Origin of the sequence: Lentibacillus populi (assembly GCA_014642895.1) — a bacterium.
In the GTDB taxonomy this organism is placed as follows: Bacteria; Bacillota; Bacilli; order Bacillales; family Amphibacillaceae; genus Lentibacillus_C; species Lentibacillus_C populi.
This window is the reverse complement of sequence record BMJD01000003.1, coordinates 78,491-96,377: the sequence shown is the minus strand read 5'-3', so window position 1 is coordinate 96,377 and position 17,887 is coordinate 78,491. Positions and strand designations below refer to the sequence as shown.

The following is a 17,887-nucleotide window of genomic DNA, read 5'->3' as shown; positions in this document are numbered from 1 at the left end:
GGACAAGGAACGATGGCCAACCGCCCACAATACCTATGTAGTTGCTAATTATAGTTTACCATAGCTGGTTGCCGGATTGGCAGAAGAACAGAATAATTGTTCAAAAACTTTAGAACTGATGAAACACAAGCAATGACCCACACAAATGTGAGGGCCAGCGATTTTCTATTGAATTGCTAATCATTACGCGAACTATTACCCTGTCAAAGCCTTCATTTCCTCCAATTGCTTCATAACTACTGGAATTAATCGATGATCTACATCCAATTCAGACACCAATTGTACTGTTTTTTCATATCCCTTATTCGTAATCATTTGCTGTAATTTAACCGCTTCTTCATCGGTTTCATTATGATACTCCAGAACGGCCGCAATCGTTTTTGCCAGATAGCGTGGGGCTTTTCCGGTGACATCCATATACATCGTCGCCGGACGAATCAAGCGATCCTGTGGTCCCAATTTGCGAATCGGCCCCCGTCCTACTCTAGTAACCTCATCAGAAATATATGGGTTCATAAATCGCTCGATAATTTTATCAACATATGCCTGGTGTTTTTCTCTGTCAAATTGGTACGCTTGGATAAGCGCTTCCCCAGATTCTGTTAATGCCCCTCGAATGATTTCCTGAACAGTTTTGTCATTCATCGCATCATTGATGGTTGTATACCCCAAATAACGACCTACGTATGCCGGTACCGTATGACCAGTATTAACGGTAAACAATTTTCGCTCAATGTATGGTGTTAAGTCGGAAACATACGTAATCCCTTCAATTGACGGCTTTTCTCCTTTGATTGCTGTTTCTTCCACGACCCACTCATAATACGGCTCTACAGAAACCTCCAATAGGTCGTGATGACTCTGGTTCGGTACAATTCTGTCAACAGCAGCATTCGGAAACCCAAACATTGTATCAAACGTAATAAACTCTTCTTTCGTTACATGTTCCATTACTTTTTCCTTTAGTAGCGAACTTCCGCCAATCATGTTTTCACAAGCAATAATGTTTAATGGCTTTTTACTAGATTTCAGCCGTTCACGCAATCCTTCCGCAACAAGCTCTGAAATAACTGGTAAAATGTTTGGTCCTACAGCGGTTGTTACAATATCAGCTTCCACGATAGCCTGGATAACTTTATTTGGGTTACTAATACTATTAATTCCCGATACATTTTTCACGGTTAATGTTTTGCTAGTTTCAGCAGCCAATCGGACATTGTACTGCTGCTTTTCGTTCAGCTTTTGAATCACTTCATCGTTTACATCAACAAAAATTGTATGATAATTTGCCTGGTAAAGGAGGGACCCAATAAAACCCCGGCCAATATTTCCTGCGCCAAAGTGTACAGCTAACATTTAATTCACCCCATTGAATAGATTCAGAATGTCTTCCTTCGATTGGGCATCGACTATTTGCTGAATATTCTCCTCTTCTGAGCAGACAATGGCAATGCTGGAGAGGACGTCTAAATGCTCATCCCCTTTTCCGGCAATACCGATAAGAACCTTTACCATATTTCCTCCACCAAAATCGACTCCGTCAGGAACCGTTACCACGCTAAGGCCTGTTGCCAAAACAGCTTCCTTGGCATCTTCTGTACCGTGCGGGATGGCGACATGGTTACCCATAAAAGTAGATGTCATTTCTTCTCTTTCTAGCATTTTTTCCACATAGGATGCTTCCACATATCCATTTCTCACCAGGATATCTCCGGTATAACGGATTGCTTCTTCCTTATCGCGCAATGTTACGTTTAGCTGAATATTATCTTTGCTTAAAATTTCTTTTGTCATGTCTAGCTGCACTCCCTACCATAGATTTTTTTCTTGTAAAAAAGTTTGAAATTGCTGGGACAAAAATTGTTTGATTTGCATCTCGTTCCCTGACTCAAACATCTTCACACTTTCCTCTCCCTGTATGAGTAAACTGCTTAAATAGCTAAGCACCTCTAATACTTCCTGCATGGCAGCTTCTGGAGCAAGCATCAGTACTAATGTGCCCATCTCCATTCTGTCTCCGTCCATCCCTCTTACGGTTAGCGCATGCTGCAGCCGGTAAATAGTAAAGCTTGGCCGCTCAATCGCCTTTGACCGCGTATGATAAAGGGCAAGCGATGTACCGGGAATCCCTAATCCACTTGCCTTATCCCTTTCTAACAATCTTTCGGCGACATTTTCTTCATTTTTTAGCAGCCGCCTGTCAGCTAGTTCCTTACAAATCAAATGTAAAATAGAAGATAATGATCTTCGTCCGGAAATTTTCTTTACAATAAATACCTCGAGCAAATCCAAAATAATTTTTGAATAATGCTGCATACCTTCCAACTTGGGAATAAAAGCCGAAATTTGTTTTTCCTCCCGCTTTGATTTTGACTGATTCCCCTTCGTTTTGTACGAAATCTTTTTTTGCTGAATGACCTTTTTGATACGATGAACTTCTGCTTGCGATAAAATTGGTGATGCAAGGATATAATCACCAGCAAATCCTTTTAACGGGATCGTTGACACAACAATATCGTACTTATCAGGATCAAGATGATTCAGGTCGAACAGCGATTTATTTTCCACCTGTTTAATTTCCGGAAACCGCTGTGTTAATTTTGTAGCGAGAATTTTTGCTGTGCCGATCCCGCTGGAACAGATAATTAAGGCGCGTAATGCTACTTCCTCTTTCCCATCTAGTAGTGCGGCTGCAAAATGAAGCACGAGATACCCAATTTCATCGTCTGGAAATTGCAGATCCGGAAACGTTCGCTTGATACCATCCTGAATAACTTGAAAAAGTTCCCTATATTCGCTTTTAATTTCATCCATTATTGGGTTATTGATATTCATTCCTTGTTTTAGCCGATAAATGGTCGGTTTTAAGTGAGCAACTAGCCCATTAAGCAAAGAATTATCCGCTGCCAAATCAGCATTTATCTGAGAATTAACATACTGAATTAATTCTTTAGATTGCAAGGCAATATCCAAGCTCGAATCTTCAATTATATAATTGTGATCAACACGCAGTTTGGCTCCCATCAGGTGCATCGTAATATAGCCGATTTCATCCTCCGGAATATCCATGGATAGCGCTATTTCCAGATCCTGAACAACCTCTTTGGCAATTTCATATTCTTTTGTTTCCTGGATTTGTCTCATAAACGTCGTATCAAACTTTATTTTGTCTCCCTTTTTCAGTCGTTCAATCGCTAATGCTAGATGAACAACCAGACCAATATAGGCGTTATCAGCCAATTCATGTGGTAGTTCGTCCCTAACTTGTTCTACTCTATCCTCAATTGTGTGTAACGTCTCCAGATTAACTAATCCTAACAGTCGCCTTGAAATCGTATTTAATTGCTGCTTCGATTTCTTTTGGATAGTCTCTTTTAAAAGAGACACATATTCAAAAGGATCCATATACTTAGTAATCAGCTTGCTTATAGCAGCACGTTTATTCGTCTCATCACCTTCCACCTTCACGCCATACCCTCTTCTTCTGATGACGGATAGGTCGAAGCCGGCTAACTCATTTTCCAATTGATCCAAGTCATTGCTTATTGTTGCAATTGTTACCTTTAATTCATTAGCAAGGGTGAACAGTTTGATTGGTTCGGTTGCTTCAAGAAGTGTTGATAAAATGATTGCCTGCCGTTCATCTGGTGTAAAATCGGCTGTTGCTGCATTGGAAAGGGTTAATTCCAATTGCTGTTTATCGTTCTCATCCCCAATGACACGGAGGCCAACCCCTGCCTTCTTTTGTAATTCTAAATTGTGTTCAAAAATTATTCTTTCAATATTTTTCAAATCACGATGGATGGTTCGCTCACTGACGTTCAGATCATCAGCAATTTCTTTCACTGTAACAGCTGCTTGTGCATGTAATATATATTCGATTATCTTGCGTTCCCGCCCCGTAATATACAAACTGTTCACCTCCTGCAGCCATATTATTAGCGTATGCTCAAAAGTGGCCGAACCTGATTTTTGAAAGTTGATGCGGAATAGCACCCGTCTACTAGGCTTGCACAGAACGTGCTTACTTCTGTGTTAGCAATTGTCACAGGCGGTTTAACAGAAGAATCATTTATTGCTAACTCCAAAGTTCACCACCTATCATTTGGTGACTTTTGGGCCATCTTCCGTTACGTTATCTTTAAGTCGATCCACCAACTCATCATATTTAGGGCTATTCAGGAAGTTTTCTACCGACACATGCTCGGCACTTGATAATTTAGCCTTGGCTCGATCCGTTAAGTCTTGATGCGTTATGACGATGTCTGCATCATCTGGCAGTTGGTTAATCGATGTATTCGTAACTGCCACATCAATATTAGCCTCTTTAAATTTTTTCTTCAATAATGAGGCACCCATTGCACTTGAACCCATTCCTGCATCACAGGCGAAAATAATTTTATGAACTTCATCTGAACGCTTTTTTACAGCCTCTTCGTCTTGGGTAAGAGCATCGGCAACAGAACTTTTCTTGCCTTTCATTTCTTCCATTTTACCCGTAGCAGCTGATAAATCTTCCTCGCCACTTGACTTGCTTGTTTTCAAAATAAACGATGCAATTAAGAAGGAAACGACTGTTGCTACAAGCACACCAAGGATCACACCGATATAATTTCCTTGTGGTGTCATTGCCATTACAGCAAGAATACTTCCTGGTGATGCTGGTGCTACTAATCCCGCGTTAAAGACGTTTAGGGTGAATACACCACTTATACCACCGCCAATAGCTGCTAGTAGTAAGGTGGGTTTTATTAGGACATATGGGAAATAAATCTCATGTATCCCACCCAAAAAATGAATGACCGCTGCACCAGGTGCGGAGCTTTTTGACATCCCTTTGCCAAAAATTGCGAATGCCAGCAGGATGCCCAACCCTGGGCCGGGGTTTGCTTCCAACAGGAATAGTATAGATTTCCCTGCATCGCCCACTTGCTCGACTCCAATTGGACTTAAGATTCCATGATTAATGGCATTATTTAAAAATAAAATCTTGGCTGGTTCAATAATGATATTTGCCAGCGGCAGTAAGCCTGCATTAATGATTGCTTCTACCCCTGAAGCCAATATATTATTCAAACCTGCAACGACTGGCCCAATCAATTTGACAGAAATACCTGCCAAAATCGCCCCTAAAATACCGGCAGAAAAATTGTTATAAAGCATTTCGAAACCCGACTTGATTTTATCCTGTAATACGTCATCGATCTTTTTCATGCAATATCCAGCTAGCGGTCCCATGATCATGGCTCCCAGAAACATGGGGATGTCTGCTCCTACGATAACCCCCATCGTAGCAATAGCACCTACCACCCCGCCACGTACATCATGCACCAATCGTCCACCGGTAAACCCAATCAAGAGTGGCAACAAGTAAAATTTCATTGGGTCTACTAATGCTGCCAAATCCTCGTTTGGCCAATAACCATCTGGAATGAATAATGCCGTGATAATACCCCAGGCGATAAAAGCGCCTATATTCGGCATTATCATCCCACTCAAATAACTGCCAAAGTGCTGTAGCTTCGCACGAATGCCTTTATTTGCCATAATAAAAATCCCCCTTTTCAATTATGATTTTCCAATAATGATTCCTGATTTAATTTTACAGCGCTTACAAGGCCATCATCAAGCTAATCTTAAAGGCGATTTGGCAAATGTGTTGTTGACATTATTTAATAATGGCATAGGCAGTACTTATTCTGTACGAGCAGATATAGAAGACCCTTGCAATACGACTTTACGCTTTAACCTGAAAAAGACCAGCACGCATCCCATTTGCGCGCGCTGATCTTGTTTTATTAGAAGAGAACATACCCAGATTTCCCAGGATCCGTTCCCCATCCTTATCCCAACTCAATCTCCGTCACTTCACGATCAACAATTCGTGCACCTTTGATGGAAACAATGTCACCACCGGAAGTTGTGAAAATGTTTTCCGTCAGGATCTCGTCCATCGCACTTTTGACAGCTGCTGGATCAACCGGTTCAGCTGGTTTTTCTAATGAGTAGGTAACGGTTTTCCCGTCCTCATTTAAAAATTTCAGTTCAAGCTTTTTCAAAAGTCTTCCCTCCCTTCTATTCCAATTTTTTTGATGCTTGACTGCGTATGACGCGGTCAGGAAGCAATGGTGCTTGCACCGGGTATAGCATTATGCCTGCCTGATCTCAGAGCTGTCTTTTCGCTCAATATCGTAAAGCGGGCGCTCCTGCAGTCCGGCAAAGGCTTGTGCGATCGTATAAAGCTGATCAGCCGTTGCCTCGGTCTTGACATTATTGAAGCTTTTCGTTTTATAAATCGGCTTCCCTGTCAACTCATCCACACCATCGTCCAAAACGAGCTGCAAAGTGGATTTGTACATTTCTGCTACTGCCATGTTCATCCCCTCCTTTCACCATTACAATCGTCTGGAAAGGGGAAAGGGGGGCATGGGAATTTAAAAATTAATTTTGCAATGATGACACTTGTGGTGGAGCATAGACGATAATAGATACAACAGGTTCTTTATAGGAAGTGCTAAATCCAGAATTTCGCCGAATACTATCATTCAGCCGAGTACCAGTAAAAATTAAAATAAGATAAAAAAGCAGGAGGCATGATATAAATGAAGTGGTCTTCTGTTCGTGAAATGTATCCCAATCAATTTGTAAAACTTAAGACCTTGTCTTCAAAGCTTATGAATGATAATGAACAAGAAATTGTTGAAGAAGTCGATTTAATTGGTGCAGTCGAGGATAAAAATGCAACAAACGAACTTTTACATTCCAAGGGTGGTGATGAATTCCCATGAAGTCACCGATCAAAAGTGGGAAGTCGCTGATCAAAAGCAGAAAACCGCTGATCGAAAGCGAAAAAACGCTGATCAAAAGCGAAAAGCCGCCGATCGAATCCGGAATGTCGCCGATCAAAAGCGAAAAAACGCTGATCAAAAGCGAAATCCCGCCGATCGAAAGCGAAATCCCGCCGATCGAAAGCGAAAAATCGCTGATCGAAAGCGAAAAGCCGCCGATCGAATCCGGAATGTCGCCGATCAAAAGCGAAAAAACGCTGATCAAAAGCGAAATCCCGCCGATCGAAACCGGAATGTCGCCGATCGAAAGCGAAAAGTCGCCGATCGTATATCATACTGCTCACAAAAATATCATTCCAAAAATTCAGGAAAATAAGGGATTAAGGGGATTCCCATGAACATTCATTAGAGTATGCCAGAATAAATCCTTGTTCAATCCAAAGGTCAGCCTCCCGCCGCTTTATTACTTTCGCTTAACGGGAGACCCTTTATTAATCCCGTCTTAAAATAACCCGCCCCATAAATTCAAACACTTTCAAAATACGCTTAAAACGTGTGGGTTGTTTAATAAGGCGGTACAGCCACTCTAAATTTAAGTTAATCCATAACTGTGGAGCACGTTTTGTCTCTCCTGCTATGATATCGAAGCTGCCGCCTATACCAATAAATAGACCCTTTGCGAATTGATCCTTATGCTTCGCAATCCACATTTCCTGCCGGGGAACTCCCAGCGCAACGAAAATCAGATCGGGATTTGCGGTCTTCACTGTTGCAGCCATTTCCGGGTCATCGATAGCGAAAAAGCCGTGGTGATGACCGGCGATTTTCAGTCCAGGGTATTGCCTATTTACTTCTTTTACAACTTTTTCGTTAACCGATTCCTTTGCCCCGAGGAAATAGCAGCTATAACCCTTTTCTTCAGCATGTTTAAGCAAATCCAGCATAAGGTCGTAGCCAGGTATTCGTTCCTGAAGTGGCTCGTTTTTATATTTTGCCGCCATCAGTATTCCAGATCCGTCAGGGATAACATAATTTGCGGATTGAATAATTTCTTTATATGTTGTGTCTTCTTTTGCACGCATGACAATTTCCGGATTTGCTGTTACAACAAAACTTTTTTTTTGATCAGCTAGCCTTGGAAAAAGGTATTGGTGCAGAAAGTCATCTTTTGTCGTATTTAAAAAAGGAATGTCCATAATTGTTACAGAATCATTAGCTTTCGTCATTATTTGCAACCTTTCTAAAAGAACTCAGATGAAATAAATCTTATATCAGCTGAAACGGCTATACATATACCAATTTTCCAACTGTCTAAACAATTCTTACAAAATTGTAATCAAATTTTAATTTACTACTGGGCATTTTTCTAGTAAAATTAATGTTAGTTTTTCAGTTATTATGTAAATGTTACTCGAAATTATGATATCATTTATAGTCAGGTTTTTCCAACTGATTTTTTTGCAATATAGATAATCAAATTAGCATAATACTAATTGTAAGGTATTTTGCATAAAAGGGGAATTTTAATGTATAACAATACACGTCGTGTCCGGAGAACGAAGAAACGCAAGCTGAAAAAGCGCGTTGTTTTCATATTGGTGCCGGTTTTAGTCGCCTTTTTTGCTGTTGCAACCTATGCTACTTACTTATATATTAAAGCTGATTCGGTATTCTCTGATTCCTATAAGAATGATGGACGGGAAAAATCAGATTTGCGTGAGACAATAGTGGATCCAGATGTCGATAATGTATCCGTTCTGATTATGGGTGTTGATGCCAGTGATGTCAGGAACAATAAAGATAACGATGATTCACGGACAGACTCCTTGATGCTTGCCACACTGAACAAGGATGATAAGAGTGTCAAGCTGCTGAGTATTCCACGTGATTCTTATGTTTACGTTCCGGAGGTCGGGTATGAAACAAAAATCAACCATGCCCATGCGTACGGTGGGCCGAGAGCAACGATTGATACAGTTGAAAATTTATTGGACATTCCGGTCGATTATTATGTCAAAGTGAACTTTGAAGCATTTATCGATGTAGTTAATGCAGTTGATGGCGTAACCGTTGATGTTCCTTATGAAATGAGTGAACAAGATTCCAAGGACAAGGCTGGTGCCATTCAATTATCACCTGGTGAGCAGGTATTAAATGGCGAAGAGGCACTAGCTTTTGCCAGAACACGAAAACAAGATAATGATATTGAGCGAGGGAAACGGCAACAGGAAGTAATTAAAGCAGTTATGAAGAAGGCTGTATCGATGGATTCCATTTTAAAATTTGATAACATCATTGAAGCAGTCGGAAAAAACATGACAACCAACATGACATTTGATGAAATGAAAAGTTTTATTTCCTATGGCACAAGCGGAAAAAATTTAAACATTGAGTCACTAACATTAGAAGGTCATGATTACCAGCCAGGTAGCACGTATTATTATCAATTGGATGAAGTAGCGCTTGAAGAGACGAAGCAAATTCTGAAAAATCAATTGGATTTGGCAGATAATACAAGCACAACAGCTAGTGAAGCTGACAATAGTACGGCGGAAACCGGTACTACCGAGAGCCCGACAACAACTTCATATTAGATTGGAGAAGCTGCTGGCCGTATGGCTGGCGGCTTTTTTTGTGGGAGGGTAGCGGTTGTTGTTTTCTGGTACGCGCTGTTATGTGCTTGAGCGCCTGTCTTTGTAACATGAGCGCACAATTCCTTAGCTCGATCCGCTCGACTTTTGAACACGGGTAGACAATTCCTGAAGCATGGGCATCTATTCCCTTGACAAAAATCGAAAAGGAAGATCGCCAATTACAACAACCAGCGACATAAATAGCAGCGGAACCTCCGCTGCTATTTATGTCGCAAGCCTTTTACAAAATTGGTTAATGGCTTATATTCCGCATTGATTAATTCCAGATTTTCAATTAAAAATTGTACTGCCAGTAATGATATCGTGAAGATCAGCAGTGATCCCCAAACCGTTGTCATGGAAAATAATATAGCGGCTACACTGAACATCGCACTTAGCGCGTATATGATCAGGACAGTCTGCTTGTGGGTGAAGCCTGACTTGACTAGGCGATGATGCAAATGCGAGCTGTCCGGACTCGACAGTGGCTGATTATTAATATACCTTCTAACCATCGCAATGAGTGTATCGGAAATTGGCACTCCCAAGATAAAGATTGGAATGATAAACGAAATAATGGTTACATTTTTAAAGCCGAGAAGCGCCAACACCGAAATCATATACCCTAAAAAAAGCGCCCCCGTATCCCCCATGAATATTTTTGCGGGATAAAAATTATAGCGTAAAAATCCAACCGTGCTAAAAAACAGGATCAAAGCCATGGTTGCAACATAAACGTCTCCCATAATAACAGCCATACCAGCGATCGTAAATAATGCAATCGATGATACTCCTGCAGCCAGCCCGTCCAACCCGTCAATCAGGTTAATCGCATTGGTAATTCCGACTATCCAAAAAATCGTCACAACGGAGCTTAAAAAGCCAAATTCGATTTGTCCGCCAAACGGTAAATTAATAAATTCAACCTGCAATCCACCACAGAAAACGACCAGAACCGCAACGATAATTTGGGTAATAAATTTTACCTTGGGCGATAAGTCAAATAGATCGTCTAAACAACCGAGTACGATAATAATAAATCCACCACAGATGATTGCAAGATGATAGTCGTTTTCCGGTTGTAAAATGACTAAGCCAATGAGAAAACTAAAATAAATTGCCAGCCCGCCCAAAGTTGGAATTGGGGTTGCATGAACTTTTCGATGGTTCGGTTTATCTGTTGCATTAAATTTTAACGAAATTTTTATCAGAAACGGCGTTATCATTAACGAAATTAACAATGTTAAAAAGGCTAATACTACAATTTTTATCACTTAGCCCACCTCAATTGTCTATTTTAACATAGACTCTTTTTACTTATAGAGAATGTTCAAAAGTCACCAAAGATAAGCGGCGACTTTTTCAACACACACTTATAATTATGATGTTGGAATTTTGTAATTATCGATAAAAGCATTGTTCGTGTTGCACATACTAAATGTTAAACGAGTTTCCTGGTACTCGATCGATTTTATCCCGCTATCGATCGACTTTGTTCCAAGCTCGATCGTTTTTGCGATGCACTCGCTCGAAAATCCATCCGGTTCAAGCGATTTCACACTGCTCTCGATCGACTTTGCCCCCTGTTCAATCGTTTTTGCGACGCTCAATCGTCTTTGCTTCTCGCTCGATTAAAAATGAGCCCTGCTGGATCGATTTTATATAGTACCCGATCGATATTGTATCGCGCACTCCACTCGGGCGCATCAATCAATTCCATTCGCTTTTTACATTTAAATTTACTTTATCCATACTTAAGTATACATTATAAACGTTTTCAGCAAAAATCTCCAACGAAAATTTGCTTGAAGCGTGGGACTCGAGTTTTTCTCCCATCCTTTTTAACATACCCTTGTTGCGAAAAATTATCGCCTCTTCCATTGCACTTGTCAGTTCTCGAACATTACCCGGGCTTGTTTTCCAGCCTAATGATTTGTCGCATAGCAATTCGGAAACCCCGCCGACATCTGTTGCGATGACCGGTGTTTTGGCCCTGGCAGACTCCAATAATACTAATGGAAAACTTTCACTGAATGAGGTGAGCATGGTGATATCTGCCATTCCGTAAAATTTATCAATATCGTGGCGGTGGCCGAGGAAATGGACATTTTTTTCGACACCCAAATCCCGTGCCGCCCGTTTTAATGTGTCCGTAAGCGTCCCGTCCCCGGCAAGCAGCAGGTGACAGCCGTTATGTCCTTTGATAATTTCGGAAAAAGCCTCCAAAGCTATTTGATGACCCTTTACCGGTTCAAGCCTTGCTGCCATTAAAAACAAAAAATCATGTTCACCAAAGCCAAAATCATTTCTTACATGTGGCTTGTCCGCTTTTTTCCGGAAATCAATCCCATTTAATGCGGTGACAATTTTATTATTTTCTACCCCGACGCCATGAAGATTCGTGCGAAAAGGCTCGGAAATAGCGATGATTCGGTCTGCATTCCTGATAGCATTTAAATGAAGCCGGCACAAAAAATCCCCATACATCCCCTTGCCCATGAAGTCGTGGGTCGGGTCACTATGTACGGTTACAATCCAATGAAAGGGTGCCATTTTTTTTAGAACTTTCGCGTACACATTCGCGCGTGGTCCGTGTGTATGAACAAGGCCAATCCGTTCCCGTTTAATATAGCTGGCTATTTTATGTATGAGCGGGATACTAAGTTTTACACGATTGGAAAAGTATACCGTCTGAATCCCTAGTCTCTCCGCCTGTTTCAGCATTTCTCCCTTTTCCAGAACGCCTAAAATAAATTCGTCCCGGTTAAATTCTTTCAATAACCCAAGAATATGGTGCATACCGCCACCAGTTTCGTTTCCTGCGTTTAAATGTAATATTTTCATTCCTTCCTATTCACTCCCTTTTTCCGACGCCTGACAGTAAACTATCTCCAAGCGGATTTATTAGAAAAATTTGGATGTGCTAATCAGCCATGTCCAGATGTAGCAGTCAGTGTGCTTTTGTACTTACTTGATGTAGTAAATCAATATACCCAGACTAAGCGGAAATTATAATAGCAGTGAATATTTGATCGGCAAATGACTATAATTGTGGTGTATGATGGTAAAAATGAAAGGACATAACACAATGGAGATTACCAAAACCAAGCGGGATAAATTTATTTTTTTCCTTATCGTGCTGCAACCAATAATTGACATCATTACTTCCATATCAAGCTACTATGGCATGGCAATAACCATCGGATCATTATCCCGAGCGCTGATTATGGCAGGATTAGTTGTCTATATTTTTCGTTATTTATTCCGTTACAAACGGGCGATGATTTTACCATTTGCTGTTTCGTATGCGCCAATTTTACTGATGCTGATCGTTAATGGTTTACAAAAAACACCTGTAGCCTATTTTCAGGAAATTAATTTTGCAATCAAAACAAGTTATTATCTTGTCATGATTCATGCATCAATCATTCTTTTACAGCAAAGAATAATAAACAAAGCACTCCTTTACCAGTCCGCTGCAGTCGTTAGCCTTATCGTTGGGATTAGCTATTGGCTGGCCATTATGACAGGGACAAGCATCGACAGCTATCGGCATGGAAGCGTCGGGTTTTCCGGCTGGTTTTTCTCAGCAAATGAATTAAGTGTGATTGTTATTGTATTGCTTGGCTTAAGTCTTGTTTACCTTTGGTATGAGCAGAGATTCCGTACATGGCTCGCCTTCATTTTGATGGTGAGTATGGTACCGATGATCGGGACAAAAACTGCTTTTTTTGGGGGCTTGTTCATCGTTTTGGCAGGTGTTTTGTATGTGTTGTTTACCTTTCGATTCCGTATAGTAAGGGAGAAAAGTGCCTTACTCTTTCTCAGCATTGTTGTCTTGTTCGTATGTTGCATTCCATTATCGCCGATTTTTTCCAATACCAAGCAAATGGATTACGTCACGGATGTCGAGCATACAGAAAAAGTTGCAGATCCAAATAGGACAAGTGGATTGGCCGGGAAGATTTTAAGCTCTCGGGATATCTATTTACAGCAAACAAAAACAGATTATACGGAAGCGACCAACACCCGAAAATTATTCGGGCTGGGATATGCCGGTGACTACACCGAGGCTCCCAAGTTGATTGAAATGGACTTTTTTGACCTTTTTTTCGGGTATGGGGTAATTGGCAGCATTTTATTGGTTATGCCGCTTATTTATCTGATAACCCAGCTGCTAAAAGGAATTTTCCCGTTGAATATACGTAAATTCCTCTTGCTATTAACACTTGGGTTATGTCTAGGGATTGCCTTTTTGGCTGGTCATGTGCTATTCGCGCCGTCCGTGATATCATATGTAACTATTTGTATTTTAGGATTAGGAATGGAAAATGTTGAGGTGAACAAAGATGGCGTTACCTAATTTAGTAAGTATTATCGTACCCGTATATAACGCAGAGAAATACCTCAGCAGATGCATCAGCAGTATTTTAAATCAAACGCACCAGCTGATTGAGGTGATTCTGGTCAATGATGGCTCGACCGATGACAGCGGGGTCATTTGTGATCGTTACGCAAAATGGGATCGCCGTGTTCAGGTGATCCATCAGCAAAACGCTGGTCCATCCGTTGCCCGTAATACTGGCATTGCAGCTGCAAGTGGCGACTATATCCAGTTTGTTGATGGCGATGATTGCATTGATTCGACAATGACCGCCCGCCTTGTAGAAGCTATGAAAAATGAGGTTCAGCTTGTTATTTGTGGGTATAAAATGATGCATAGAAGAATGACATCGGCGATAATCCCATCGATTCCCGGCGTTTATGCAAATGCTGCCTTTTTAAAGCATGTCGGTGAGCTTTATAAAAACATCCTGCTCCCCTCACCTTGTAATAAACTGTATGATGCAGCCGTTATCAACGATTACAATATTCGCTTTGACAAGCATTTTACCATGGGTGAGGATCTTTTGTTTAATCTCGCTTACCTTAATGTTTGTGACCAGATTCACATCATTCGTGACACATTGTACAACTATTGCATGAACCATAACTCGCTGACAAAGGTTTTTAAAGAGGATTTAATGGAAAATCAACAAGTATTAATTGGACGTGTACAGGATTTTTTGCAGAGAAAGAATTGCTACACGGGTGATAATCATTATTTTCTGGCGATCATTCAAGCCAATGGAATTGTGAATGGTCTTAACAATTTGTTTCACCAGCATAGCAGCCTGACACCAAGGCAGAAAAAAGCTGCGATCGCGACCATCATTTCTGCTGATAATGTGAAGCATGCCCATTTTTCGGATACGCTGCAATCCCGGCTGGTCGGAAGTATGATTGAGCGCAAATCAGTAAACGGAATATATCTGTTTTTTGCGGTAAAAAATATGCTCCATCAGCGACTGCACCCACTATTTTATTTGCTGAAGCGGATGAATTTGTCTTCTTGAACAAATGAAGTTCTTTTTTTAAAAAACACTGGGATATTCGCCAAGTGCCATTATTTTAAATCCCTGTTCTGCGTTTTATTTGTGATATGTCGTATTCCACATTCCGCATTCGTTTCGCAAGTGCTTCTGTTCTGTCTAGTGGTTCGCTAGCACTTACGGTGACAAGTAAAGCATATTTTTATCTTGTCCCTCCTCACGTGATGTAAGCCTGATGACCTAAGATTCAAACCTCTTTCTTACTTCTGTCTGAAATTTTTTCTGAGTTTCAAATTTCTTTTTTTCTTCCTTCTGAAACTCCTCCAAGAATGTGAACTTCTCTCTCACTTCTTCTTGGAACTATTCCTGTGTAAGTTTTTCTCCTGACTTCCAGCTTCTCCAGTTAACATTTCCTGGTATCCGTCACCCCTTCCATTTTCTCATCCAAAACTATTCTGACATCTATTATAGGTATCGATCATTCGTTTTCAACACCTTTCATGTCTAAACATGTTCATTTTGTGCAATCATGTTAGATAGGGGCGAGCCCCAAGAATGAGGAATGATTAACATGAAAAAGGTAATGATTTACGCCTACACACAATTTAATTTAGGTGATGATTTATTTATAAAAATTTTATGCGAACGTTATCCGGACACAACATTCATGCTTTACGCACCGAGCGGCTATAAACAAACTTTTAAAGAACTGGCAAATATTCGGATTATTCCCAGTGACAAATTAATATTAAAAGGACTAAATCTTCTTTTCCGCCGCTTTCATATTTACAGTTTTACACGCCGGCTAATCGCTAAATCATGTACTATGGCCATCCAAATCGGGGGTTCCCTGTTCATCCAAGGAGAAAATTGGCGAGAGGAACTAAACCATAACAAAACAATGCAGCTGAAGGACAAGCCTTTTTTTCTATTAGGAGCAAACTTTGGGCCTTTTTCTGACAAAGCGTTCTTTAAGGAATATAAAGAACTTTTTCGTACTTATACCGACATCTGTTTTCGTGAAAACTACTCCTATGACCTTTTCAGCGATTTACCGCAAGTACGGATGGCAGATGATATTATTTTTCAACTAAAAGAACCTGCTACAGCCAAGCAGGAAAAGGGAGTTGTCCTATCGGTCATCAAGCCATCCATCCGGAAACATTTAGCTGGTTGCGACGCCATTTATTATCAGAAGATGACAGAAATCGCGATCTTTTTCATAGAGAAGGGATATCAGGTCACCCTGATGGCTTTTTGTGAAATGGAAAAGGATGACGAGGCTGTGGAGATGATTATGGGACAAATCCCGCCAGGCTATAAAAACAGGATTACGAAGCATTTTTATCGATCTAATATCGATGAAACACTAAACCTGCTAGCAACATCCAGTTTCATAGTTGCCTCAAGGTTTCATGCTATGATTCTCGGCTGGGTCATGAAAAAGAGAGTATTCCCAATTGTTTACAGCAATAAAATGACCAATGTAATGCAGGATGCGGGATTTACTGGGGCTTATACAGATTTCAGCACAATCCAAATGCTTAAAGCTGAAGCTGTTTTTGCGAGTATGCAAACAAACATGATGGATGTTACGAACCAAGTAAAATGTGCGGAAAAACACTTCGAGGTGCTCGATCATTATTTAAAGAAGGATTAGAAAGAGGAGACGCGCTTGCTTATCATTCACAAACCTGAAGTTCTCACAGATAAGGATATGGGGATCATTCGTGCTTTACTCGAAATAGGTGATAAAAAGGATTTTGTCTGGTTCTCCGTGCCAAAGCAATACAAGGATTACCTGACGTACGAAAGAGGGGACGCTTTTTTGGTAGGACTGCTGCTGCTCGCCATGAAACAGGGACATGATATTAAACTCCATTTTCCTATTTCAGAGCGTCTCTATTACACGCTGACGAACTATTTAATAAAGGCACTAACCATTGCCATGCCTCAATTAACCCAAATATCGATTATCCATAATGGGTTGGAAAGTGCTCCAATCAAAACGATCGGTGCGGTCGGGACCGGCTTTTCTGCAGGTGTTGATTCGTTTTGCACCGCCTATGAGCACCTCATGGATGAATGCCCGGAATCGTTAAAATTGACACATTTTACGTTCCATAACGCCGGCTCAAATGGTGACTTTGGCGGTGAGGATGCCAGAACCCTTTTTCAGGAAAGACTAAAATTGGTAACACCGTTCTGTAACGAGAAAGAAATGGACATGATCCCCATCGATTCCAACATAAGTGAAGTGCTCAACATGGATTACGTGCCGTCCCATACAATCCGAAATGCCGCTTGCATACTCGCCTTGCAGAAGTTATTCCGTTATTACTATTATTCATCAGGCAGACAGTTCCAGCACTTCGAATTAAGCCCGACAATTGGGGCATCCTATGATATTTTGACGCTGAATATGCTATCGACGGAATCGTTAACATTTTTTTCAACCGGTTCAAGCTATTCCCGGGTCGAGAAGACAAAGATAGTTGCCAATTATGAACCGACCTACCGCTATTTGAATGTATGCACGAACGGGGATGCAGCAAATTGCTCGACGTGTGAAAAATGTCTGCGTACCATGCTGACCTTTGATGTAATGGGAAAACTGCAGCTGTATGAAAAGGTGTTTGATTTTAAAAAATACCAGGACAGAAAAACTGGCTATATTGCACAAGTTTTAGCAACACTCAAAAGTGAGCAATATTCCAGGGAGATTCACCAGGAAATGAAGCGCTATAACTATAAAATTCCCGCTGCATCCGTCATGCTGACACCGTACTACCTGTTTAAATTCTCGGTTAAGAAGGTACTGACGAAACTCAGGATAATAGGATAGGGTAACAATATAGAACGGACTCAAGGTTATTGCCCAGGCCTGATCACGCGGGATTTGAGATGATCACGCGAGTTCCAATTTGTCGCACTGGATTTCTGACCGGAGAGCGGGAACATCAGCAGGTGAGCTGGCAACTTCGACCGAAGAGCAGGAACTTCAGCCGGTGAGCAGGAAATTTCAGCCGGAGAGCGGGATCTTCGGCCGGTGAGCAGGAACTTCAGCCCGTGAGCAGAAACTTCGGCCGGTGAG

The 17,887-nt window shown here is 41.0% G+C and carries 18 protein-coding genes; 7 read left to right on the top strand and 11 right to left on the bottom strand.

Translation table 11 applies throughout. The annotated features are described in order from the left end of the window. Nucleotides 1-195 precede the first annotated feature (195 nt). From IEX12_RS03640 to IEX12_RS03615, 6 genes are all read right to left on the bottom strand, one after another. Complete coding sequence (locus tag IEX12_RS03640) at nucleotides 196-1,356, bottom strand: mannitol-1-phosphate 5-dehydrogenase (protein ID WP_102414588.1); 1,161 nt, start codon at nucleotides 1,354-1,356, stop codon at nucleotides 196-198. Continuing rightward, a complete protein-coding gene (locus IEX12_RS03635) occupies nucleotides 1,357-1,794 on the bottom strand; it encodes a PTS mannitol transporter subunit IIA (RefSeq protein WP_188724680.1) in 438 nt (145 codons plus the stop codon). A 15-nt stretch (nucleotides 1,795-1,809) separates the two neighbouring features. After that, entirely contained in the window at nucleotides 1,810-3,921 is a 2,112-nt protein-coding gene (locus IEX12_RS03630; RefSeq protein ID WP_286170884.1) for a BglG family transcription antiterminator, read from the bottom strand. A 180-nt stretch (nucleotides 3,922-4,101) separates the two neighbouring features. Further along, nucleotides 4,102-5,547, bottom strand: coding sequence for a PTS mannitol transporter subunit IIBC (locus IEX12_RS03625; RefSeq protein ID WP_088052339.1), 1,446 nt, complete (start codon nucleotides 5,545-5,547; stop codon nucleotides 4,102-4,104). A 296-nt stretch (nucleotides 5,548-5,843) separates the two neighbouring features. After that, nucleotides 5,844-6,059, bottom strand: coding sequence for a DUF2922 domain-containing protein (locus IEX12_RS03620; protein ID WP_088052338.1), 216 nt, complete (start codon nucleotides 6,057-6,059; stop codon nucleotides 5,844-5,846). A 90-nt stretch (nucleotides 6,060-6,149) separates the two neighbouring features. After that, on the bottom strand, nucleotides 6,150-6,374 hold the full coding sequence (locus IEX12_RS03615) for a DUF1659 domain-containing protein (protein WP_088052337.1): 225 nt from the start codon (nucleotides 6,372-6,374) through the stop codon (nucleotides 6,150-6,152). A gap of 228 nt (nucleotides 6,375-6,602) precedes the next feature. On the opposite strand from IEX12_RS03615, the gene IEX12_RS03610 reads away from it, so the two are divergent. Both IEX12_RS03610 and IEX12_RS03605 read left to right on the top strand, forming a co-directional pair. Beyond that, on the top strand, nucleotides 6,603-6,788 hold the full coding sequence (locus IEX12_RS03610; protein WP_088052336.1) for a hypothetical protein: 186 nt from the start codon (nucleotides 6,603-6,605) through the stop codon (nucleotides 6,786-6,788). Continuing rightward, on the top strand, nucleotides 6,785-7,186 hold the full coding sequence (locus IEX12_RS03605) for a hypothetical protein (RefSeq protein WP_188724678.1): 402 nt from the start codon (nucleotides 6,785-6,787) through the stop codon (nucleotides 7,184-7,186). The genes IEX12_RS03610 and IEX12_RS03605 overlap by 4 nt, the downstream gene beginning before the upstream one ends. A 93-nt stretch (nucleotides 7,187-7,279) precedes the next feature. Here IEX12_RS03605 and IEX12_RS03600 read toward each other — a convergent pair whose 3' ends face one another. Then, the gene (locus IEX12_RS03600; RefSeq protein ID WP_088052334.1) at nucleotides 7,280-8,014 is read right to left on the bottom strand and encodes a WecB/TagA/CpsF family glycosyltransferase; all 735 of its coding nucleotides are present in this window, start codon (nucleotides 8,012-8,014) and stop codon (nucleotides 7,280-7,282) included. Nucleotides 8,015-8,314: 300 nt separating this feature from the next. Here IEX12_RS03600 and IEX12_RS03595 point away from each other — a divergent pair, with 300 nt between their 5' ends. Then, a complete protein-coding gene (locus tag IEX12_RS03595) occupies nucleotides 8,315-9,382 on the top strand; it encodes an LCP family protein (RefSeq protein ID WP_088052333.1) in 1,068 nt (355 codons plus the stop codon). A 260-nt stretch (nucleotides 9,383-9,642) separates the two neighbouring features. Here IEX12_RS03595 and IEX12_RS03590 read toward each other — a convergent pair whose 3' ends face one another. The 3 genes from IEX12_RS03590 to IEX12_RS03580 form a co-directional block, all read right to left on the bottom strand. Next, complete coding sequence (locus IEX12_RS03590) at nucleotides 9,643-10,647, bottom strand: glycosyltransferase family 4 protein (protein ID WP_188724720.1); 1,005 nt, start codon at nucleotides 10,645-10,647, stop codon at nucleotides 9,643-9,645. A gap of 153 nt (nucleotides 10,648-10,800) precedes the next feature. Next, entirely contained in the window at nucleotides 10,801-11,031 is a 231-nt protein-coding gene (locus tag IEX12_RS03585) for a hypothetical protein (RefSeq protein WP_155555118.1), read from the bottom strand. A gap of 100 nt (nucleotides 11,032-11,131) precedes the next feature. Further along, nucleotides 11,132-12,265 (bottom strand): glycosyltransferase family 4 protein, encoded by a 1,134-nt coding sequence (locus tag IEX12_RS03580; protein WP_088052332.1) that lies wholly within the window; start codon nucleotides 12,263-12,265, stop codon nucleotides 11,132-11,134. A gap of 244 nt (nucleotides 12,266-12,509) precedes the next feature. On the opposite strand from IEX12_RS03580, the gene IEX12_RS03575 reads away from it, so the two are divergent. From IEX12_RS03575 to IEX12_RS03560, 4 genes are all read left to right on the top strand, one after another. Next, nucleotides 12,510-13,784, top strand: coding sequence for an O-antigen ligase family protein (locus IEX12_RS03575; RefSeq protein ID WP_188724677.1), 1,275 nt, complete (start codon nucleotides 12,510-12,512; stop codon nucleotides 13,782-13,784). Beyond that, the gene (locus IEX12_RS03570; RefSeq protein WP_188724676.1) at nucleotides 13,771-14,817 is read left to right on the top strand and encodes a glycosyltransferase; all 1,047 of its coding nucleotides are present in this window, start codon (nucleotides 13,771-13,773) and stop codon (nucleotides 14,815-14,817) included. Before IEX12_RS03575 ends, IEX12_RS03570 begins: the two co-directional genes overlap by 14 nt. Before the next feature lie 547 nt (nucleotides 14,818-15,364). Continuing rightward, nucleotides 15,365-16,453 carry a polysaccharide pyruvyl transferase family protein gene (locus IEX12_RS03565; protein WP_188724675.1) on the top strand — a complete coding sequence of 363 codons (1,089 nt, stop codon included), beginning with the start codon at nucleotides 15,365-15,367 and terminating at the stop codon, nucleotides 16,451-16,453. Nucleotides 16,454-16,468: 15 nt separating this feature from the next. Further along, nucleotides 16,469-17,638, top strand: a complete 1,170-nt coding sequence (locus IEX12_RS03560) for a hypothetical protein (protein WP_188724674.1) — start codon at nucleotides 16,469-16,471, stop codon at nucleotides 17,636-17,638. 26 nt (nucleotides 17,639-17,664) lie between these two features. Here IEX12_RS03560 and IEX12_RS23255 read toward each other — a convergent pair. Beyond that, nucleotides 17,665-17,887 (bottom strand): hypothetical protein (locus IEX12_RS23255; RefSeq protein WP_286170881.1); only part of this gene is annotated, 223 nt, incomplete at its 5' end.